Below are 21,696 nucleotides of genomic sequence, written 5' to 3' on the forward strand. Positions count from 1 at the left end.
GCGTTAGAAAGATGAATGGGTGCGCTTTATCTTTGTTTTCTCATATCAATTTGTTGCCAGCTGTTTCCTATAACTGCTTAAAGAGGTTGAAAAAGAGTGATTAAAAAGGTGGCAAGCGGCTAATAAAATTAGTTTCACCGGGTGATGCGGCGCACATTTTTGATCTCGGTTTACTTTTTTTTAATAAAGTAACGTACTGAAATTGCGCGAAGAAATTTGGGTTAAGTCCACCTTGTGGATGACGGTGATGCCAGGAAAGTTCTGGAAAAGAATCGCGACGCGAAAAAAGTCGGTAAACTCCCTTTTTTGCCGACAGTTCGCTATTGAAAATCGCCTAATAAAAGCGAATGGCGAGCAGATAAAAGCGGCTTCGATGTTACACTTGGCCGCTTTGCTACTAATGAATTTTACCTATGACCGCACTGGACGCCGCACAGCAAAATAAACAGAACAGCCGCCTTTATTGGGGCACGCGCATCATCTTTCTGATCAACGGATTAGGCATGTCTGCATGGGCGCCGCTGGTGCCTTTTGCACGCGATCGCTTGCAGTTAAGCGGTGCCTCATTGGGCGCATTATTGCTCTGTTTAGGCATTGGTTCGCTGGCAGCGATGCCGGTTACCGGTACGCTGGTCGGTCGTTTCGGCTGTCGTCGCGTCATGCTGCTTTCAACACTTGTTGTGTTGTCAGTTATGCCTTTATTAGCCACGGCAGATTCATTGGCCTTAATGGCAGCGTCGCTGATGGTGTTTGGTGCGGGTTTGGGTACGCTGGATGTGGCAATGAACTACCAAGCCGTTGAGGTAGAGAAAGCGTCAGGTCGGGCAATGATGTCTGGTTTTCATGGATTTTTTAGCCTGGGCGGCATTTTGGGCGCGGGAACGGTGAGTTTACTGTTAAGCGCCGCGCTTACGCCGCTGACCTCCGTACTGATTGTCATGGTGGTCATGCTGCTGTTACTGGTTTGGCGCCTGCCAAATTTTATGAATGAACGGTTGCACCAGCCCGAACAACCTTGGTTAGTGATCCCGCGTGGCTGGGTCGCCTTTCTCGGTGCGCTTTGCTTTATTCTGTTTCTGGCAGAAGGCGCGGTGCTCGACTGGGGTGCGCTGCTGCTGCTGCAAAGCCCGGAGATGGCACCCGCTCACGCAGGTCTCGGCTATGCGCTGTTTTCGGTTGCGATGACGCTGGGACGTTTCAGCGGTGACAAAATCATTAACCGCTTTGGTCGCTATCCCGTGATGCTGACGGGCGCTTTGGCGGCGGCGGCAGGCATGACATTAGCGGTATTGTTACCCTGGCCTGAAATGGCGCTGTTCGCCTTTCTGCTGGTGGGTTTTGGCTTAGCAAACACGGTGCCTATGCTCTTCAATGCGGTAGGGAAACAACAAGATATGCCAGCAAATCTGGCGATATCCGCCATGACAACACTGGGATATGCGGGTATTCTCTCAGGTCCGGCCTTAATCGGATTCATTTCCCAATGGATCAGCCTCAGCGGCGCGTTTTTGCTGATTGCGCTGTTACTGTTAGCTGTGGCCGCCAGTGCGCGACTGGTTGCGCGATAATTCAGGTATCTGAGACGCTATGTTCTACAAGTTTCCCCTGACATCCGGCAATGTCACCCGCTTCTTTTTAGTGTTTAATCTGGTGCTGCTATTAGCGCTGGGCTTTGTTATCCACAACTCGGTTAATGCCTGGCTTACTGAGAAACGCTATGCCATGACTGATGTGGCGCGCGCAATGCAAAAGCGTATTGATGCGTATCGTTTTGCCACCTGGCAGATATACGAGAACCTCGCCACCAGCGCGGCAGGAACGGCGCCAAGCAGCAGCTTGCAAGAGACGCGTCTGCGCCCGGATGTCTATTATCTCGAAAAAACCCGTCGTAAAACGGAAGCGCTGATCTTTGGCTCTCATGACAGCAGCACGCTTGATATGACCATGCGCATGTCAAACTACCTTGATACGTTATGGGGCGCAGAAAATCCGACCTGGTCGATGTATTTCCTGAATGGTCAGGATAACAGCTTGATCATGATCTCTACGCTGCCGCTGAAAGATATGGCGACGCGCTATAAAGAGAGCGCGATTAGCTCGCTGGTGGATGGCCGCCGTGCCGAGATGCTTCAGCAGGCGAATGCGCTGGATGAGCGCGAAAGCTTCTCGCCGTTGCGCCATCTGGCGTTTCAAAACGATCACTACTTTACGGTGCGCACCACCTTTAATCAGCCGGGACATCTGGCAACGGTGGTGGCGTTTGATCTGCCGATTAACGATCTGATTCCGCAAAATATGCCGCTGGAAAATTTCCAGCTGCGTCAGGATACAGCGCTGACCAATAGCAGCGATGAAGAAACAGCAGAAAGCACGCAAATCACGTTAGCGAATCCCAATCTTGAAATTGCTGCCACGTTGCCCAGCACCTCGCTGCAGCTGATTTATCATGTCCCTGTTACCCGGTTATTTGTTGATACATTGCACAACCTATTGTGGCCGTTGCTGATTAATCTGCTGCTGTTCCTGCTCTCCCTTGCCGGGATGGCGCTGCTGCGTCAGCAATCACTGCGCCCCAGTGAGAATCAGACTGCAGAGCTTGATTCTCTGCGGGTGTTAAATGAAGAGATCGTCGCCAGTTTGCCGGTCGGTTTACTGGTTTATGACTTCGCCAGCAACCGCACCATTTTGAGTAATAAGATCGCAGAACATCTTTTGCCGCATCTTAATCTGCAAAAAATCATTAATATGTCCGATCAGCATCAGGGCGTTTTGCAGGCAACCATTAACAACGAAGTGTATGAGATTCGCCACGCGCGCAGCATGCTGTCGCCGCATACCCAACTGTTTATGATGCGCGATCAGGATCGGGAATTATTGGTTAATAAGAAGCTGCAAAAAGCGCAGCAAGTTCTAGATCGTAACCATCAGATGCGTCAGCAATTGCTGCAGAATCTGGGTCACGCGCTCAACCTGCCGCTGGAAAAAATGGTGACGCAACTGGTACAGCTGAGCCAGCGCGATGAAGACGAAACCGTGCTTGACGTGCTGGATGAGAGCCAGGGATTATCGCGCCTTGTCGATGATATTGTGCTGCTGAATCGCCTTGAAGCGCATGACTGGTCGCCAGATGCCACGGTATTTAATCTGCAAGATCTGCTGGATGAGATCGCGCTGGAAAGCTTGCCACTGATGCGCCGTAAAGGGCTTTCGCTGGTGATGAATAATCATCAGCCCAACGATGAGATGCGTTTCGGCGATCGTCGCGCATTGCGTAAGGTTTTGACCACGCTGATGCATTACGCCTTAACGACCACGCGCTGGGGCAAGATTTCACTGGATGTCAAAGCGCTGGAGCAGCGTGCCGATCGTCTAACTATCGAACTGGTTGATACCGGCGCTGGATTAACGGTTGATGAACTGGCAAACGTTGATTTCCCGTTCCTTGGCGACACCAGCCAGGATCGTTATGGACAAGCTTCCGGCATGGCATTTTTCCTGTGCAAACAGCTGTGCAAGCAGATGGGTGGCAGTCTGGAAATTGTGGCAAAAGCTGACATCGGCACACGCTACAATATGCAGTTGCCGCTGGCGCTGGAGCAAAAAAGCGTTGAGGAAGAAGAGAAAATTCTCGACGGCGTGACCGCACTGGTAGAAATTGCCGTGGAGGATGTGCACAAAATCGTATGTCGCCATTTAGAGAGCTGGGGCGCACGTTGTCTCACGCCGGATGAGCGTATTTCAGGACAAGATCATGACGTATTAGTGACTGACGATCCGGCGAAACTCAGCGGCTGGGCTTTGTTGCTGGCTGAGGATGAGTTAGGTTATCACGCACTGAACGAACAGCAATATCGGGTTAATTTCAATCTCAGCAGCGCGTTACTGGATGCGTTGCTGGCGCTGATTGAGAAGCAATTGTCCCATGATGTTATGGAGGATGACGCCGAAGAAGAGGCTGCTACACCGCTTATGAGCGGGGGCTATTTCCAGCTGTTTACTGAGACAGTACCGGATGATGTAAAGAGACTGTATACTGAGTCGGCGGAAAAGGACTACGCCTCGCTTGCTCAGACAGCGCATCGCCTAAAAGGCGTGTTTGCCATGCTCAATTTGACGCCAGGTAAACAGCTTTGTGAAGAGTTAGAACAACACATTAAAGCGTGTGACGATTCAAACATTACAAATACCACCAGTGATATTGACGCTTATGTCAAACAACTGCTGCAGCAAGGTAACCAATAAGATGAATAACTTAAATGTAATTATTGCCGATGACCATCCAATTGTTCTTTTCGGTATCCGAAAATCTCTGGAACAAATTGAATGGGTTAACGTTGTAGGTGAGTTCGAAGACTCAACAGCGCTGATTAACAACTTGTCCAAACTGGATGCTAACGTTCTGATCACCGATCTTTCAATGCCCGGTGAAAAGTATGGTGATGGCATTACACTGATTAAATACATTAAACGTCACTATCCAGACCTGTCGATTATCGTTCTGACCATGAACAATAACCCGGCAATTCTGAGTTCAGTATTGGATCTTGATATTGAAGGAATTGTGCTGAAGCAAGGTGCACCAACTGACCTGCCGAAAGCACTGGCTGCACTGCAGAAAGGCAAGAAATATACGCCAGAAAGCGTGGCAAAACTGCTGGAGAAAATCAGTGCCGGTGGTTATGGCGACAAGCGTTTGTCACCAAAAGAGAGTGAAGTACTGCGTCTGTTTGCGGAAGGTTTCCTGGTGACTGAAATTGCTAAGAAACTGAATCGCAGTATTAAAACCATCAGTAGCCAGAAAAAGTCGGCGATGATGAAGCTGGGCGTGGAAAATGATATTGCCCTGCTGAACTACTTATCTTCTGTTAGCGCGACGCAAGTCGAAAGAGATTAAGCTGTTCCTGAAGGCGGTGCACTCAGCACCGCCTTTTCATTCTGCCCTATCGTTCTACCGCTCTACCCTTCCCGCGTTTTCCGTACCCGATCCGCATAAATCGCTAACGTAACCTTCAGTACATCTAACGTCACCGGTTTCGACAGACAATTGTCCATGCCCGCATCCATACAGCGCTGCTTCTCCTCCGCTAAGGCGTTGGCCGTGACGCCCACTACCGGGAACACATGGCCCAACTGGCGTAAGCGCTGTGTCAGGCGATAGCCATCCATATTAGGCATGTTAACGTCGGTTAGAACGATATCGATCTCATTGCGGCTCAATACATTAAGCGCATCCACACCATCCTGAGCCGTTTTGACCTGATAACCTAATGTGCCAAGTTGTTCAGAGAGCAACATGCGGTTTATGGGATGATCGTCGACGATCAGGACCATAATGTCGTCGTTGTTTACCTTCTCCTCCACGGCACCGGCTAACAACAACGCATCTGCGGCTTCGTTTTCTACTGGAATGCGGTAGATACGCGCCAGCAGCGTCGGCAACTCATGCAGCGTGGCGGTGCTGTGAACCCAACGTCCCGACTGACGTTCGCGCGGCATATCAGCATGCCCGCCGTCAAAGGTGATAACCGCACGCAATGGCGCATCCATTTCCAACTCATAATCGGCCAGCAGCACGTCGTCATTGCCCACTTTGCCCAGATATTCAGCCACGCGAAGGCCCTGCTGCTGCAACTGCCGCGTGATAAATTCGGCTAAGTACTCATTGCGCATCGCCAGCCAAATGGTTTTGTCTTGCATACCCTCCAGCAGTGGCGGCGAGGGTTGCTGACCTTGGTAGATCGGAATACGCACAATGAACTGGCTGCCCATGCCGGGTTCAGAATCGACCTCGATATCACCATCCATCATGTTGATCAGTTTTTCACAAATTGCCAGGCCTAATCCGGTCCCCTGGAAATTACGCTGCACGCCATTACCCACCTGGAAGAAAGGATCGAACAGCCGTGGCATCTCTTTTGCGGGAATGCCCACGCCGGTATCGCGCACGCGGAACGCCAGATAACCGTCCAATACATAGGCATGCAGAATAATGCAGCCGGTATGGGTAAATTTGATGGCGTTGTTAAGAAGGTTAGAGATGACTTGTTGCAGGCGCAACGGATCGCCATCCAGCGCCTGCGGCACGTCGTGTTCGATGAAGCAATAAAGCGTCAGGCGTTTTTTCACCACCAGCGATAAGTAGTTGCCGACAATATGGGTGATCACTTCACGTGGCGCAAATGGGCGCGGTTCAATCTTCAACTGTTCCGATTCAATTTTCGAGAAGTCGAGAATGTCGCTGATGATCTTAAGCAGCAGGCTGGAAGAGTTATTCATTGCCGTGACCAGCGCATCGACACTGCTTGGCAATTTCTTAGTTTGTAGCAGATCGAGGTTGCCGATAATGCCATACAGCGGCGTACGCAATTCATGGCTGACCGTGGCGAGAAACATCGATTTGGACTGGCTGGCCTGCTCTGCCGCGTGCGCCATTTCCTGCAATGACTGCTCCATGCGAACACGCGCGGAGACATCCACCAACACGCAAATCGCGACGTTCTCATTGCGATAGCGAGAGTGAACAAAGCTGATTTGCAAGTTGGTATTGCTGCCGGTAAGCACATCGACAAAATTGACCTGTTGGCCGCCAATGATTTCGTTGAGTCGCTGGCGATCTTCTTGCGTCAGTAAGGTCAGATAGTTATGAGCCAGTTCATTGCTGAGGATGTTGGTGCCATCGCTGGTACGCAAAATACAGATGCCCACAGGCGCCGACGCGACAATTTTACGGTTGAACTGTTCATGTTCTTCCAGCCGATGCGCGTTCTCTTCAGCAGGCAGGAACATGCGGCGCTCAAACAGCCAGGCTAAGGTAAATAACAGCACCGCGCTAAAAATATTGAGCAGCAGTGCGTTGATCATCATCAGCTTTAATTGGTCAACCAGCACATGGGTGGAGACCGACCACACCACATTTAAGTCTGATGGCGGCAGCGGCTTTTTCAGGACTAACTGGCGATAACCGTCGAGATAACCAAACCAGGTTTTATCATCCGGCAGGTCATCCATTGAGAAACCCACGCCACCACGCCGTGAAGAGATTAACGGTCGATTATTCTCATCGAGAATAGTGGCTACAACAGGTAAATTGCCCGGCTGAATGAATTCATCCAGGCGAATATTTTGTTCAACACCCAACAATGCCTGCAGTTTATTCGCCACATAAACCGGCACCACCATATAGAAGTTGCCCACGCCCGGTTGGGTACTGTTATTAATCCAGTACATCGGATTACGTCGCTCTTCTTCATTGCTGTTGCGATAGCGCAGTACGTGTTCACGCAATGACTTTAGGCTGCGCTCACGATCAATATTGCTGCTGCCAATGGTGAAATCAGCAAGACACTGATTTTCACCACCGATAAAGAACACCCGATTGAGTTCATAAGAAGAGGCGAAATTACTCTTCCAGTAATTAATGTAATAACTCAAAGAATCCAAAGAATTGCGCCAGGTATTACTCATTGAGGTGCAATCGCCATCGGAAAACAGCGGTGTGAATTGAGGCTGCGTTGATTTGCCGGGCATCATACCGGTTAAGACATCCAGCCCGTTGCTGGCATTGGTTAAGCGGTTTTCGGTGATGAATTTCAGCTCACGCATCATGTCTGCTGAGTGGCGAATATACCACTCTGTCAGGCCGTAATTACTGGCGAATTCCTGACGCACCTGACTCTCTTTATCGTGCAGTACACTGATGATGTAAAACGAGGTCAGTACCGCGCCTAACAACCAGATCAGAAGCGCCAGCGCTCTGAACAGGTAGCGCGAAATGCGAAGTGTAGTGCGAAATGAGACAGGATATTTCAAAGGAAACTCGCAGTTGGCAAGATTAATCGCATGATGAATTTGGAATGCCCATACACTAGCTTTATCACGCGAAAAAAGCCAGCCGGGTGCGGGTTTGCCGGGCTATTTGGGAATCTTTGAATGTGCTTTTAGACAATTTGCCCGTCGGGAAAAAATGAGGGGCAGCCGATCCGTTTGGATGCGGAGTTCCTTAGCAATGGGATACGCTTCTCCGCTGGATTTATTCGGATATAAAGTGACCCTCATTACGCTGAAAAATAAACCAAAAAAAACGGCAGGCCGGGTTTCCCCTGACCTGCCGTTGTTATGACGAACCTAACTTGCTGCGGAAAGATTACTCTTCTTCGTCAGCAGCCGGTGCGTCATCTTCGTCTTCAAGATCGGCTTCGTCGATATCGGCATTATCGATATCCGCTTCCGGTGCGATGTCTTCATCACCTTCCGCGACGCTACCGTCGATTGAATCCAGCTCTTCTTCTTCAACCGGCTCGGCAACGCGCTGCAATCCAACCACGTTTTCATCTTCTGCAGTACGAATCAGTATCACACCTTGGGTGTTACGGCCCACGACGCTGACTTCTGAAACGCGCGTACGTACCAGCGTACCTGCATCGGTGATCATCATGATTTGATCGCTATCGACGACCTGTAACGCACCAATGACCGGACCATTACGTTCGGTAACTTTGATCGAAATAACGCCCTGCGTCGCACGCGACTTGGTTGGGTATTCCGAGTTAGCGGTACGTTTACCGTAACCATTCTGCGTTACGGTCAGAATCGCGCCATCTTCACGTGGCACAATCAGCGATACAACGCGATCGCCTTCTGCCAGCTTGATGCCGCGAACACCCGATGCAGTACGACCCATTGCACGCACAGCGGTTTCTGCGAAGCGCACCACTTTACCTGCGGCGGAGAACAGCATGGTTTCATCGCTGCCGTTGGTCAACGCTACGCCAATCAGTTCATCATCTTCACGCAGATTGACGGCAATAATACCGGCGCTACGTGGACGGCTGAACTCTTTCAACGCGGTTTTCTTCACGGTCCCGCTGGCGGTAGCCATAAAGATGTTGAAGCCTTCAGTGTACTCACGCACCGGCAGAATTGCGGTGATGCGCTCGTTGGCTTCCAGCGGCAGCAGGTTGACGATTGGACGACCACGTGCGCCACGGCTGGCTTCAGGCAGTTGATAAACCTTCATCCAGTAGAGGCGACCACGGCTTGAGAAGCACAGAATGGTGTCGTGGGTGTTAGCCACTAGCAGACGATCAATGAAGTCTTCTTCTTTGATTCGCGCCGCAGATTTACCTTTACCGCCACGACGCTGCGCTTCGTAATCCGTTAATGGCTGATACTTCACATAACCCTGATGCGACAGCGTGACCACAACGTCTTCCTGATTGATCAGGTCTTCGATGTTGATATCCGCGCTGTTTGCAGTGATTTCAGTACGACGCTCGTCACCGAACTGATCGCGCATCAGCTCCAGCTCTTCGCGGATCACTTCCATCAAGCGTTCTGCGTTTTGCAGGATATGCAGTAACTCAGCAATCTGGTCAAGCAGCGCTTTGTATTCGTCGAGCAATTTTTCATGCTCAAGTCCGGTCAGTTTCTGCAGACGTAAATCAAGGATCGCCTGCGCTTGCTGTTCGGTCAGGTAATATTGACCTTCACGAATACCATACTGCTCGTCAAGCCATTCTGGACGTGCTGCATCATCACCTGCACGCTCCAGCATGGCTGAAACGTTGCCCAGCGCCCATGACTGCGAGATCAGGCCGCTTTTCGCTTCCGCCGGGTTTGGCGCACGGCGAATCAGCTCGATGATAGGATCGATGTTAGCCAGCGCAATCGCCAGGCCTTCAAGGATATGCGCACGGTCGCGCGCTTTACGCAGTTCAAAAATGGTACGACGCGTAACCACTTCACGACGATGGCGAACAAAGGCTTCCAGAATCTCCTTCAGCGCCATAATCTTAGGCTGGCCCTGATGCAGCGCCACCATATTAATGCCGAACGAGGTTTGCAGCTGCGTCAGTGAATAAAGGTTATTCAGCACCACTTCACCCACCGCATCGCGTTTGATTTCGATGACGATGCGCATGCCGTCTTTATCAGACTCGTCACGCAGTGCACTGATGCCTTCAACGCGCTTCTCTTTCACCAGCTCCGCAATCTTCTCAATCAGGCGCGCTTTGTTCACCTGATAAGGAAGTTCATGAATGATGATGGTTTCACGGCCCGTTTTTGCATCTGCTTCAACTTCACCGCGAGCACGGATATAAATTTTGCCGCGACCGGTGCGGTAAGCTTCTTCAATGCCACGACGTCCGTTGATGATGGCGGCAGTCGGGAAATCAGGCCCCGGAATGTGCTCCATCAGCCCTTCAATGCTGATGTCTTCATCTTCGATATACGCCAGGCAACCATTGATCACTTCGCGCAAGTTATGCGGCGGAATGTTGGTCGCCATACCTACCGCGATACCGGACGAACCGTTCACCAGCAGGTTAGGAATTTTTGTCGGCAGAACTTCAGGAATTTGTTCAGTCCCGTCGTAGTTCGGTACGAAATCGACGGTCTCTTTTTCCAGGTCAGCTAACAGATCGTGGGCGATTTTGGACATGCGTACTTCGGTATAACGCATCGCAGCAGCGGAGTCGCCGTCGATGGAGCCGAAGTTGCCTTGACCGTCCACCAGCATGTAACGCAGGGAGAAAGGCTGGGCCATACGTACGATGGTGTCGTAAACGGCGGAATCACCGTGTGGGTGATATTTACCGATAACGTCACCGACAACGCGGGCAGATTTTTTATAGGGTTTATTCCAGTCGTTACCCAGTTCGCTCATCGCGAAGAGTACGCGGCGATGCACCGGCTTCAGGCCGTCACGCACATCGGGTAAAGCTCGGCCAACGATGACCGACATGGCGTAATCGAGGTAAGAATTTTTTAACTCTTCTTCGATATTGACCGGTGTAATTTCTCTCGCAAGGTCGCTCATGGAGCCGCTATCCCTCTACTTAATCCCGGATTTTAAAGGTGCGAAAGTATATCACACTGCATTCATCTGGTGAACGTTAACCACCTATTTCACCCGCTTTTCCTTATGTCTGAGAGGTGCGCCGCAACGGCTTAAGCGTTTATACTCAGTCAACATTTTGTCAGGAGTTACGATTCAATGAATGCACAGCCGCAGAATCATCAGCAGAACGTCGATGCGCAGGAAATTGCCAAGTTTGAGGCCGTTGCCTCACGCTGGTGGGATCTCGAAGGTGAATTTAAACCTTTGCACCGCATTAATCCGCTGCGCCTTGGTTATATTGCGCAACACAGCAACGGCTTATTTGGTAAAACCGTGCTGGATGTCGGTTGCGGTGGCGGCATTTTAGCCGAGAGCATGGCGCGCGAGGGTGCCGTGGTTACCGGGCTGGATATGGGCGCAGAACCGCTGGAAGTGGCACGTATGCACGCGTTGGAAACGGGCGTGAAGCTCGATTACATTCAGCAAACCGTGGAGGATCACGCGGAAACCCACGCCGGAAAATATGATGTGGTGACCTGCATGGAGATGCTGGAGCACGTTCCCGATCCGCGCTCGGTGGTTCATGCCTGCGCGCGTCTGGTGAAACCTGGCGGCGAAGTCTTCTTCTCCACCATCAACCGCAACCCCAAAGCCTGGCTGATGGCGGTATTTGGTGCGGAATATGTGCTGCGTATGGTGCCGCGCGGCACGCACGATGTGAAAAAGTTTATCCGTCCCTCAGAGTTACTGGGTTGGGTAGATGAAACCCCGCTGCGCGAGCAGAACATCATCGGCTTGCACTACAACCCGATAACCAATAAGTTTCGTCTGGGCCGCGGCGTGGATGTGAACTACATGATCCACACGCGTCACAGCAAAAACTAATCTGTGTGGCGCGCAACCCGTTTGCGCGCCCGCTGTCATTTATTCTCCTCCCCTTTGCTTAGCGAATCCTTTACCCACCGTTTAAATGCATAACCCGCGCTGATTAACGATACGTTTTTCGAGCCATTGAGTGAGCCGCTAGTCCATAGATTGGAAAAGCGTCAGTAATGAATGAAAAATCAGCGGTCGCTCAAGAAAGGGAATTTTTTATCAAACCGGTTGACACGATGGCGGGCCTTACAACACGCGGCCTAGGAAATTTCGCAAAAAAAACAAGCCCAGAATCATCATTTTTTCCTCTTGTTAAGCTGCAGCAAATTACTAGAATATGCCCCCATATTGTTATGAATTTCCCCCTGAACCCCTAGATGTAGTGTTTATCCACAACATTATTCACAATGAATATGCTGTGTATAAACCGGGATTTCTTTTAATTTTTGGATACTCACGCAAAGGTAAAAACGCGACATGAACCAAAGTCTGCTCGTTACTAAACGCGATGGCCGCCAGGAGCGCATTGACCTCGACAAGATTCACCGTGTGCTGGACTGGGCAGCTGAAGGGCTGAACAACGTCTCCGTTTCACAGGTTGAACTGCGTTCCCACATTCAGTTTTATGATGGCATCAGAACCTCTGACATTCATGAAACCATTATCAAGGCCGCTGCAGACCTGATCTCTCGCGATGCCCCGGACTATCAGTACCTCGCTGCTCGTTTAGCGATTTTCCACCTGCGTAAAAAAGCGTACGGCCAGTTTGAACCACCAAAACTGTATGACCAGGTGGTCAGCATGGTTGATAAGGGCAAATACGATAGCCATCTGCTGGAAGACTACAGCGTTGAAGAGTTCGAGCAGATGGACGCGTTTATCGACCATTGGCGTGATATGAACTTTTCCTACGCGGCGGTTAAGCAGCTGGAAGGTAAATATCTGGTGCAGAACCGCGTTTCGGGCGAAATCTACGAAAGTGCGCAGTTCCTGTATATCCTGGTTGCAGCGTGTCTGTTCTCCGGTTATCCGCGTGATACCCGCATGGATTACATCAAGCGTTTCTACGATGCGATTTCAACTTTCAAGATCTCACTGCCGACGCCAATTATGTCTGGTGTGCGTACGCCAACGCGTCAGTTCAGCTCTTGCGTATTGATCGAGTGTGGCGACAGCCTCGACTCTATCAACGCCACCTCCAGCGCCATTGTGAAATACGTTTCGCAGCGTGCCGGTATCGGTATCAATGCAGGCCGTATTCGTGCACTGGGCAGCCCAATTCGTGGTGGCGAAGCGTTCCACACCGGTTGTATCCCGTTCTATAAGCACTTCCAGACGGCAGTTAAATCCTGCTCTCAGGGCGGTGTTCGCGGCGGCGCAGCGACTTTGTTCTATCCAATGTGGCATCTGGAAGTTGAAAGCCTGCTGGTGTTGAAAAACAACCGTGGCGTTGAAGGCAACCGCGTACGTCACATGGACTACGGCGTGCAGCTGAACAAGCTGATGTATCAGCGCCTATTGAAAGGTGAAGATATTACCCTGTTCAGCCCGTCAGACACGCCGGGCCTCTATGACGCGTTCTTCGCCGATCAAGATGAATTCGAACGTCTTTACACCAAATATGAAAAAGACGACAGCATCCGTAAACAGCGCGTTAAAGCGGTGGATCTGTTCTCCTTAATGATGCAGGAACGTGCTTCAACCGGCCGTATCTACATTCAGAACGTCGATCACTGCAACACACACAGCCCGTTCGATGCCAGCATCGCGCCGGTTCGCCAGTCCAACCTGTGTCTGGAAATCGCGCTGCCGACCAAGCCGCTGAACGATGTTAACGACGAGAACGGTGAAATCGCGCTGTGTACGCTGTCAGCGTTTAACTTGGGTGCGATTGAAAGCCTGGACGATCTGGAAGAGCTGGCAACGCTGGCAGTTCGTGCGCTGGATGCCCTGCTCGACTATCAAGATTACCCGATCCCAGCCGCACAGCGTGGCGCAATGGGCCGCCGTACCCTGGGTATAGGTGTAATCAACTACGCTTATTATCTGGCGAAAAATGGCGTGCGCTACTCTGATGGCAGTGCCAATGGCCTGACGCATAAAACTTTCGAAGCGATTCAGTTCTACCTGCTGAAAGCCTCGAATGAGTTGGCGAAAGAGCAAGGTGCTTGCCCGTGGTTCAATGAAACCACCTATGCGCAAGGCATTATGCCGATCGACACCTATAAGAAAGATCTCGATACCATCTGCAACGAGCCGCTGCATCTGGACTGGGATGGCCTGCGTGAGCAGATCAAAACCCATGGTCTGCGCAACTCAACGCTCTCTGCGCTGATGCCGTCTGAGACCTCTTCGCAGATCTCCAATGCCACCAACGGCATTGAACCGCCACGCGGTCATATCAGTATCAAAGCTTCTAAAGACGGGATTTTGCGTCAGGTGGTACCCGAGTATGAGCGTCTGAAAGATCAGTATGAACTGCTGTGGGAAATGCCAAACAACGACGGTTATCTGCAACTGGTTGGCGTGATGCAGAAGTTCATCGACCAGGCAATTTCGTCGAACACTAACTACGATCCCTCGCGTTTTGCCAACGGCAAAGTGCCAATGAAGCAGTTGCTGAAAGATCTGCTGACGGCGTATAAGTTCGGCGTGAAAACGCTTTACTACCAAAACACCCGTGACGGGGCTGAAGATGCGCAGGATGACATGGCACCTTCAATCCAGGATGACGGCTGCGAAAGCGGCGCGTGTAAAATCTAACGGTCAGGCGGGAGCTTATCCCGCCTTAGTCATTTCACGGGACTCTTGCGCGTCCCGTCTACTTTTGGACAGTTTTTATGGCCTACTCCACCTTTTCACAAAACAAAAATGACCAGCTGAAAGAGCCGATGTTTTTCGGTCAGTCGGTTAACGTGGCGCGCTTTGACCAGCAAAAATATGACATTTTTGAAAAACTGATCGAGAAGCAACTTTCCTTTTTCTGGCGTCCAGAAGAAATCGATGTTTCACGCGATCGTATCGATTATCAGGCGTTGCCCGAGCATGAAAAACACATTTTTATCAGCAACCTGAAATATCAAACGCTGCTGGATTCGATTCAGGGTCGTAGCCCGAACGTCGCGTTGTTGCCGCTGATTTCGATCCCAGAGCTGGAAACCTGGATTGAAACCTGGGCGTTCTCCGAGACGATTCACTCGCGCTCTTACACCCATATCATCCGTAACATCGTTAACGATCCCGCGGTGGTGTTTGATGACATCGTGACCAACGAGCAGATCCTGGCCCGTGCGGAAGATATTTCCGGCTACTACGATGACCTGATCGAGATGACCAGCCATTGGCACTTGTTCGGTGAAGGTACGCATGAGATCAACGGCAAAACGGTTGTCGTTAGCCTGCGTGCGTTGAAGAAACAGCTCTACATCTGCCTGATGAGCGTCAATGCGCTGGAAGCCATTCGCTTTTACGTTAGTTTCGCCTGCTCCTTTGCTTTTGCCGAGCGCGAACTGATGGAAGGCAACGCCAAAATCATTCGTTTGATCGCCCGTGATGAAGCGCTGCACCTGACCGGCACTCAGCACATGCTGAACCTGCTGCGCACCGGTGAAGACGATCCAGAAATGAAAGAGATTGCGGCTGAATGTCGTGAAGAGTGTTTTGAGCTATTCAAGAAAGCGGCGCTGCAAGAAAAAGAGTGGGCGGAATATCTGTTCAGTGGCGGCTCAATGATCGGCCTGAATAAAGACATTTTGTGCCAGTACATTGAGTACATCACCAATATTCGTATGCAGGCGGTCGGCCTTGATTTACCGTTCCAGACGCGCTCTAACCCTATTCCATGGATTAACTCATGGCTGGTGTCTGATAACGTTCAGGTTGCACCGCAGGAAGTAGAAGTGAGCTCCTATCTGGTCGGCCAAATCGACTCTGAAGTGGGTGAAAACGACTTCGACGACTTCCAGCTGTAAGCATGAGTCGCTCCATCGTTATTCTGCGCACTTCCGGCACCCGGCTGGAGTGCGCAGACGATCATCCCAATCTGCTGGCAATGCTTGAAGCACAAAATATTTGTGTGGAATTTCAGTGTCGGGAAGGTTATTGCGGATCGTGCCGTACGCGCTTGCTTAAAGGCGAAGTGTATTACGCCGAAACGCCGCTGGCGTTTGTGGAACAGGGCGAGATTCTTCCCTGTTGTTGCCGAGCCAAAGGTGAGATTGAGATCGCGCTATAAACACAACGGGCGCCTTACGTAGGCGCCCGTTGTGCTTTAGTTTACCGGGTTATTTAACGCTTCACCGTTTCAAGAATATCAATCCAGCCGTGGCCGGTGCTGACTTCGCTGCCGTGCAGCCAGCGGCGCAGCATGTTCATTGCCATCATCGCCACCACTTTCTGCCGCGTCTCCTGATTATGCCGTCCGTGTGTAAACTTCACTCGCTGTCCCCACGTCGCTTCAGGCGTATGCAGTGCGATAGCGACTTCCCCTTCATCTAATGCGCCCACAGACAACGCCAGCGGCGTCTGCTGCCGTGCTGCCACGCTTGCTGTGCGTGTTACCTGATCTTCCAGGGTTTCAGCCTGCTGCGGCAGAACTTCTGCGGCACTGAGCGGCACCTCAGCTGAGGCTAGCTGCCAGTTCAGCAGACCCGCCGTGAATTGTTCACTGATCGCCAACTGCAGATCGCGATCTTTTAATTCACGCGCTAACAAGGCGGGAAATCCTTCGGTGCCTTCAAAAATGGTGCATTCAGCCAGTTGCAGCCGAACCTGTTGCCAAACCTGCTCCATCGCGATGCGCTGACTGGCCGGCCCGGTAAGTTTGATTTCTATGATCGGCATGGAAGAGCGATAACCCATCACCACACCTTCTGGCAGGGCCAGCGGTTCCAGCTCCGCTGCCAGATCGCTTTCGCCGCGACCAAAGGTGGTCAGGCGCAGGCAAAGCGGCGGTTCAGGCAGTTCAAACTTACTTTTCAAACGCGGAATGATTTGCTGCTCAACCATAGTTTTGAATTCAGAGGGTACGCCAGGCGTAAAGAACATCCAGCAGCGATTGAGCTGTAGCGCAAAACCGCAGGCAGTGCCGACGGGATTATCCAGCATCTCAGCATTGGCCGGTATTTCCGCCTGCTTGCGATTGCTCGGTGCCATGATGCGGCCTCGACTGGCAAACCAGGCTTCCATGTTTTCCAGCCATTCTTGCTGCATTTTGAGTTCTACACCGCAGGCTTTTGCTGCAGCTTGCGCGCTGAGATCGTCGCTGGTGGGGCCAAGCCCGCCATTAACAATCAATACGTCGGCTTCGTGACTGCGTGCCAGCAAAGTCTCAACCAGTGAATCCATGGCGTCGCCTACCGTGCTTCGACTGGTCATGGGTAAACCTTGCTGGAACAGCACATCGGCCAGCCAGGCCGCATTGGTATCGACGATTTGGCCATGCAGTACCTCATCACCGGTTGACAGCATCTCTACTCTAATCACGTATCGTTCTCCTTTTGCCGAGGGTTCCACTTTAGAAAGCCTGCCGACGAAACACAATCGATCGCATGCGAATAGGCGGTTTTAGTGTATAGCGGCAGAGTTGTGCCACATTGGCGGACAAAACAGCAGTCAAATCGTGAGGGGAATCTTTCGGGGTAAACATCATGATACCGACGCTGTGCGTGGGTCAAAGTGACAGGCAACATAGAGCAACGGCGGGAAAACCCGCCGTTTTATAACGTCTGACGCAGCTTAGCGACGCGCCAGCAGCAGCCCAAGCACCAGCCCGGCGGTGGCGCCGATACCGATGCCTTTCCAGGGCTGTTCATGTACATAATCATCAGCGCGGTAAGCGGCTTGTTTGGCGCGATAATAATAGCTATCTGACGCCTGGCTGACGCGTGATTTAACATCATGCAGCGCCTGCTCCGCTTTAGTTTTGAGCTCAATGTATTTCTGGTCGGCCGGATCGCCCGATGACTTCAACACTTCTTCCAGCGTTTCTGTCAGCAGCGCTAAATCATCATCCAGGCCAGTCTCAAACGGTTCAGTCTCTTTTACCATTGTTTCCTCCGTGTACATTGCAAAGCAGTTCCTTAACTATAGCCACTAATTTGCGCTCTGCCGCTTTCACTTACCAGGAATCACCCGAGTTTTCATTTGTTAACGTGATTTTTCTTTTCACGCTACGCTTTTATCGATGCAAAGAAGTGTAAGCCAGGCGCGTCAGCCGACAATTTCCCTTCGCTTCTTTGATTAATCTGATAAATTTTGTTCGGACTGAATTTTTCAACTACCCGGCTGTCGTACCCTCCTGTTGCCTGCGATTATCAGGCCATGAAAGTGCATTTCGCACGACAGTCACGACAAACTCGAACAGCTAAGGAAAGATCTCTGGCATGAATCGAAGAATGTTTATGAAAGCGTCAATGGCCTTCTCCGCTGTTAGCGGTATGACTGGCCTGTCGACGCTGTTTGCGCAATCCGCCTGGGCAGAAGATGGCATTGCTGACGGAACCGCAGTACGCTTCGATTTCGACGTATTGAAGAAGCAAGCGGCCAGTTTGGCGAAGCAACCTTGGGGTGGCGCGCCGGGTGCGTTGCCTGAAACACTGGCTACGTTAACGCCGCAGGCCTACAACGAAATTCAGTACGATGCGAATCACTCCTTGTGGAACACCATTCCTGACCGCGAACTGGATGTGCAATTCTTTCACGTTGGCATGGGCTTTAAGCGCCGCATCCGTATGTTCTCGGTGGATGGCGATAGCCGCCAAGCCCGCGAAATTCACTTTCGCCCGGAGTTGTTCAACTACAACAATGCCAAAGTCGATACCAAACAGCTTGAAGGAAAAAATGACCTCGGCTTCGCCGGATTCCGTGCGTTTAAAAAGCCTGAACTGGCACGCCGTGACATCGTTTCATTTTTAGGTGCCAGTTACTTCCGCGCCGTTGATGACACTTTCCAGTATGGTTTGTCGGCGCGTGGTGTAGCGGTAAATACCTTCAGCAACGGCCAGGAAGAATTCCCTGACTTCACCGCGTTTTGGTTTGAAACGCCGGATGCAGATGACACCACCTTCACCTGCTACGCCCTGTTGGATGGTGCCAGCCTGACTGGCGCATACAAGTTCATAATCCATTGCGAAGAGAAGCGCGTGGTGATGGAGGTTGAAAACCACCTGTTCGCGCGTAAAGAGATTCGTCAGCTTGGCATTTCGCCAATGACCAGCATGTTTAGCTGCGGCACCAATGAACGCCGCATGTGCAATACCTATCATCCGCAGATCCATGACTCCGATCGCCTGGCGATGTGGACCGGAAAAGGCGAATGGATTGCCCGCCCATTGAATAATCCGCAGCGCCTGCAGTTCAACGCTTATGAAGATGAAAACCCACGCGGTTTTGGTTTGCTGCAGCTGAACCATGACTTTAAGGATTATCAGGATGTGATTGGCTGGTATGACAAACGTCCAAGCCTGTGGGTTGAACCGGTGGGAAAATGGGGTAAAGGTGCCATCAATTTGATGGAAATCCCTACTACCGGAGAAACGCTGGATAACATTGTCTGCTTCTGGCAACCCACCGAACCGGTAAAAGCTGGTAGCGAATTCAGCTTCTCTTACAAGTTGTACTGGAGTGGCTTACCACCGGTTCGCAGTGGGCTGGCGCGCGTTGATGCTACGCGTACCGGTATTGGCGGCTTCCCAGAAGGCTGGGCTCCGGGCGAACATTTCCCTGATACCTGGTGCCGCCGTTTTGCTATCGACTTCGTCGGTGGCGATTTGAAAGCTGCTGCGCCGAAAGGGATTGAACCGGTAATTACCGTTTCTTCTGGTACGTTTAAGCAGGTTGAGATTCTTTATGTCGAGCCGATCAATGGTTATCGCATTCTGTTTGACTGGTATCCCAACAGCGACTCAACCAAGCCGGTCGAAATGCGTCTGTTCCTGCGTACCAAGGATGAGACGTTGAGTGAAACCTGGCTTTATCAATATTTCCCGCCGCCGCCAGATCAACGTAAACACGTTGATGATCGGCAGATGACGCCGGGCTAAACAGAACGGCGAGGAACATTCCTCGCCGTTTTTTATCTCTTATTTTTGTCTACCGATTATTTCTGCATATCAATGTGCGGAATATCATCTTCGAGGTACTCCTCACTGACCGGGAGGAAACCGTGTCGTCCGTAAAATTTTTGCAGATGTGCCTGGGCAGAGAGAAACAGCGGGGAGTCCGGCCACTGTTTTTTACAGCTCACCAGCACCTGCTCCATCAGACGATTCCCCAGATTGATGCGACGAGCCTGATCCGAAACAATCACCCGACCAATTTTCACTGGGCTGATCTCATCTAACGGTGAAAGAATTCGTGCATAAGCCACCAGCTCATCGCCACGCATTCCTAACAAATGCCGATTTTCAGCCATTAAATCCTGACCATCAACGTCGAGATAGGGACACATTTGCTCAACCACAAACACTTCACAGCGTAACGCCAACAACGCATAAAGCTGCTGTACGGTTAAATCGCGATGATGAAGATCCAGCCAGGTAATTTCCATCTGTTTTCCTTATTGACGGTATTCGCTTTGAACGTCATTTGATAATACTGCGCGACGGCACTCTTTTCTGCTGCCACAGCACATATCGCAACCGTAAACTTTGCCACAAGCGAATCGGCCACAACTGGCTTGACTGAGGTTCAATGACCCTTTTCAGCAAACTGACATAATCCAATACCAAACCCGGCGTCCACGTCATCTCTTCAGCACGGCCACGTACCACGCCCAATAACCAAAAGTTGGGATCGCTTAACAGACGAAATCCAGCATAGGGCTGCCTGGCTAAAATGCCTTCCAGAGCCACGTCCAGCGCCTGAACTACGGTGGATGAGCAATTACGCGCCGTAAGGTTATAGGTACTGTCGGCGCTATAGCGCTGCCAGTAATGCTGCAATGCAATTAAGTTGTAGTGCGGAAAAATAACCTGTTTGTCAGGCCGACACCAGCCAGCGACTTCCTCTGCCAGCGAAGGCAGAAAACGTCCAGCAACATCATTGTGTTCTCCGGCACGCAGCACGGCGCGAAAATTACCGCTGTCGCGATCGATTTCGTCACGCGGATAGTGGCTGACATAGAGATTATCGCCCGCTTCTAGCGCCGCGTGGCCAGTGGAAATCACCCCATTGTGATCCACCGCAGCGATATAACGGTCAATAATACGATAACGCTCGCGTACCACACTGGAACCCACCGGTGTCCAGACATAGACCGTTAACGTTTGCGACGGCGGCAAATCGGGAAAGCTGGGATGATCGTAGCGGCTACCGTGCCAGCGCCGTAATCCTGCAGCCTGAAACAGCGGCAGTACGGTGACTGAACTTTCCTCGGTAAGCAAACGCGCCTGACGCGCCATTAACAATAAACTGGTCGCAATGCTTAACAGCAGCAGCGCAAAGCAAAGTGGTACCGCAATATGATGATGGAATGGCCAGTCGCTGATGATCACTACGCTGAGCAGCAATTCTATGGCGCCCGTAAAACAGTGCTTTTGCCAACGTACGCCGCGCAGTACCAGCGCAGCCGCGATGCGAAAACAGCCGTCGAGAAAGAAAGCGATGCCAAACAGCAACGCTGAAACATCATTGTTATCTTCCGGGATATCGAAGATCAGAAAGGCGATAAATAAAAACCCCACGCCTTTGAGCAGGGTTAGCCAGTCGATGAGCATCTCCTTGGTCATTGCCAAGACCATCTGCACCACGCCTTCGATGATGAACAAAATCGCCAGCGTGTCTAACGGCACCGATAACAAGCCATCGCTGCCAATGTCGTAAAGGATCAACAAGGCAAAGGCTAACAGAATGACGCCGCCAATCGCCAGCCAATACCAACGCCTGCGCAGCACCTGTGCACCGGTTAATAGAAAGATCAGCTTGATCACAAAACCTCTGCGCGGCGAATTCAACACTGATTAAAAATTAGCAACGACAGG

General features: G+C 51.2%; 14 protein-coding genes. 8 read left to right on the plus strand and 6 right to left on the minus strand.

The window, feature by feature from the left end:
- The first annotated feature begins 413 nt into the window (after positions 1-413).
- Genes SC127_RS17415 through rcsB form a run of 3 tightly spaced genes read left to right on the plus strand, consistent with a single transcriptional unit; the run spans position 414 to position 4,894 of the window.
- A complete protein-coding gene (locus SC127_RS17415) occupies positions 414-1,568 on the plus strand; it encodes an MFS transporter (protein ID WP_215846131.1) in 1,155 nt (384 codons plus the stop codon).
- Positions 1,569-1,587: 19 nt separating this feature from the next.
- Positions 1,588-4,242: a phosphotransferase RcsD gene (rcsD, locus tag SC127_RS17420; protein WP_243077525.1), complete on the plus strand. Its 2,655-nt coding sequence runs from the start codon at positions 1,588-1,590 to the stop codon at positions 4,240-4,242.
- Position 4,243: 1 nt separating this feature from the next.
- Entirely contained in the window at positions 4,244-4,894 is a 651-nt protein-coding gene (gene rcsB, locus SC127_RS17425; RefSeq protein WP_215846130.1) for a response regulator transcription factor RcsB, read from the plus strand.
- 62 nt (positions 4,895-4,956) lie between these two features.
- Here the strand turns inward: rcsB and rcsC are convergent, their stop codons facing one another.
- Together rcsC and gyrA are read right to left on the minus strand one after the other, a co-directional pair.
- A complete protein-coding gene (gene rcsC, locus SC127_RS17430) occupies positions 4,957-7,809 on the minus strand; it encodes a two-component system sensor histidine kinase RcsC (protein WP_332627225.1) in 2,853 nt (950 codons plus the stop codon).
- A 334-nt stretch (positions 7,810-8,143) separates the two neighbouring features.
- Positions 8,144-10,819 carry a DNA topoisomerase (ATP-hydrolyzing) subunit A gene (gyrA, locus tag SC127_RS17435; protein WP_243077523.1) on the minus strand — a complete coding sequence of 892 codons (2,676 nt, stop codon included), beginning with the start codon at positions 10,817-10,819 and terminating at the stop codon, positions 8,144-8,146.
- A 177-nt stretch (positions 10,820-10,996) separates the two neighbouring features.
- On the opposite strand from gyrA, the gene ubiG reads away from it, so the two are divergent.
- From ubiG to yfaE, 4 genes are all read left to right on the plus strand, one after another.
- Positions 10,997-11,725 carry a bifunctional 2-polyprenyl-6-hydroxyphenol methylase/3-demethylubiquinol 3-O-methyltransferase UbiG gene (ubiG, locus tag SC127_RS17440; RefSeq protein WP_243077522.1) on the plus strand — a complete coding sequence of 243 codons (729 nt, stop codon included), beginning with the start codon at positions 10,997-10,999 and terminating at the stop codon, positions 11,723-11,725.
- 468 nt (positions 11,726-12,193) lie between these two features.
- The gene (gene nrdA / locus SC127_RS17445) at positions 12,194-14,479 is read left to right on the plus strand and encodes a class 1a ribonucleoside-diphosphate reductase subunit alpha (protein WP_243077521.1); all 2,286 of its coding nucleotides are present in this window, start codon (positions 12,194-12,196) and stop codon (positions 14,477-14,479) included.
- A gap of 77 nt (positions 14,480-14,556) precedes the next feature.
- Entirely contained in the window at positions 14,557-15,687 is a 1,131-nt protein-coding gene (gene nrdB / locus SC127_RS17450; protein ID WP_215846127.1) for a class Ia ribonucleoside-diphosphate reductase subunit beta, read from the plus strand.
- A gap of 2 nt (positions 15,688-15,689) precedes the next feature.
- On the plus strand, positions 15,690-15,950 hold the full coding sequence (gene yfaE, locus SC127_RS17455) for a class I ribonucleotide reductase maintenance protein YfaE (protein WP_215846126.1): 261 nt from the start codon (positions 15,690-15,692) through the stop codon (positions 15,948-15,950).
- A gap of 53 nt (positions 15,951-16,003) precedes the next feature.
- On the opposite strand, the gene SC127_RS17460 is transcribed toward yfaE, so the two are convergent.
- Together SC127_RS17460 and elaB are read right to left on the minus strand one after the other, a co-directional pair.
- Positions 16,004-17,200 carry a nicotinamide mononucleotide deamidase-related protein YfaY gene (locus SC127_RS17460; RefSeq protein WP_332627231.1) on the minus strand — a complete coding sequence of 399 codons (1,197 nt, stop codon included), beginning with the start codon at positions 17,198-17,200 and terminating at the stop codon, positions 16,004-16,006.
- A 252-nt stretch (positions 17,201-17,452) separates the two neighbouring features.
- Entirely contained in the window at positions 17,453-17,764 is a 312-nt protein-coding gene (gene elaB / locus SC127_RS17465; protein ID WP_215846125.1) for a stress response protein ElaB, read from the minus strand.
- Positions 17,765-18,099: 335 nt separating this feature from the next.
- Between elaB and SC127_RS17470 the strand changes: the two genes are divergently transcribed.
- Positions 18,100-19,758 carry a glucan biosynthesis protein D gene (locus SC127_RS17470; RefSeq protein ID WP_215846124.1) on the plus strand — a complete coding sequence of 553 codons (1,659 nt, stop codon included), beginning with the start codon at positions 18,100-18,102 and terminating at the stop codon, positions 19,756-19,758.
- A 56-nt stretch (positions 19,759-19,814) separates the two neighbouring features.
- Here SC127_RS17470 and SC127_RS17475 read toward each other — a convergent pair whose 3' ends face one another.
- Together SC127_RS17475 and SC127_RS17480 are read right to left on the minus strand one after the other, a co-directional pair.
- Positions 19,815-20,264: a GNAT family N-acetyltransferase gene (locus SC127_RS17475; RefSeq protein WP_215846122.1), complete on the minus strand. Its 450-nt coding sequence runs from the start codon at positions 20,262-20,264 to the stop codon at positions 19,815-19,817.
- Between the two features lie 34 nt (positions 20,265-20,298).
- Positions 20,299-21,645 (minus strand): HdeD family acid-resistance protein, encoded by a 1,347-nt coding sequence (locus SC127_RS17480; protein ID WP_215846121.1) that lies wholly within the window; start codon positions 21,643-21,645, stop codon positions 20,299-20,301.
- Positions 21,646-21,696: the final 51 nt, after the last annotated feature.

Origin of the sequence: Pantoea sp. T14 (assembly GCF_036663535.1) — a bacterium.
Classification (GTDB): domain Bacteria; phylum Pseudomonadota; class Gammaproteobacteria; order Enterobacterales; family Enterobacteriaceae; genus Pantoea; species Pantoea phytostimulans.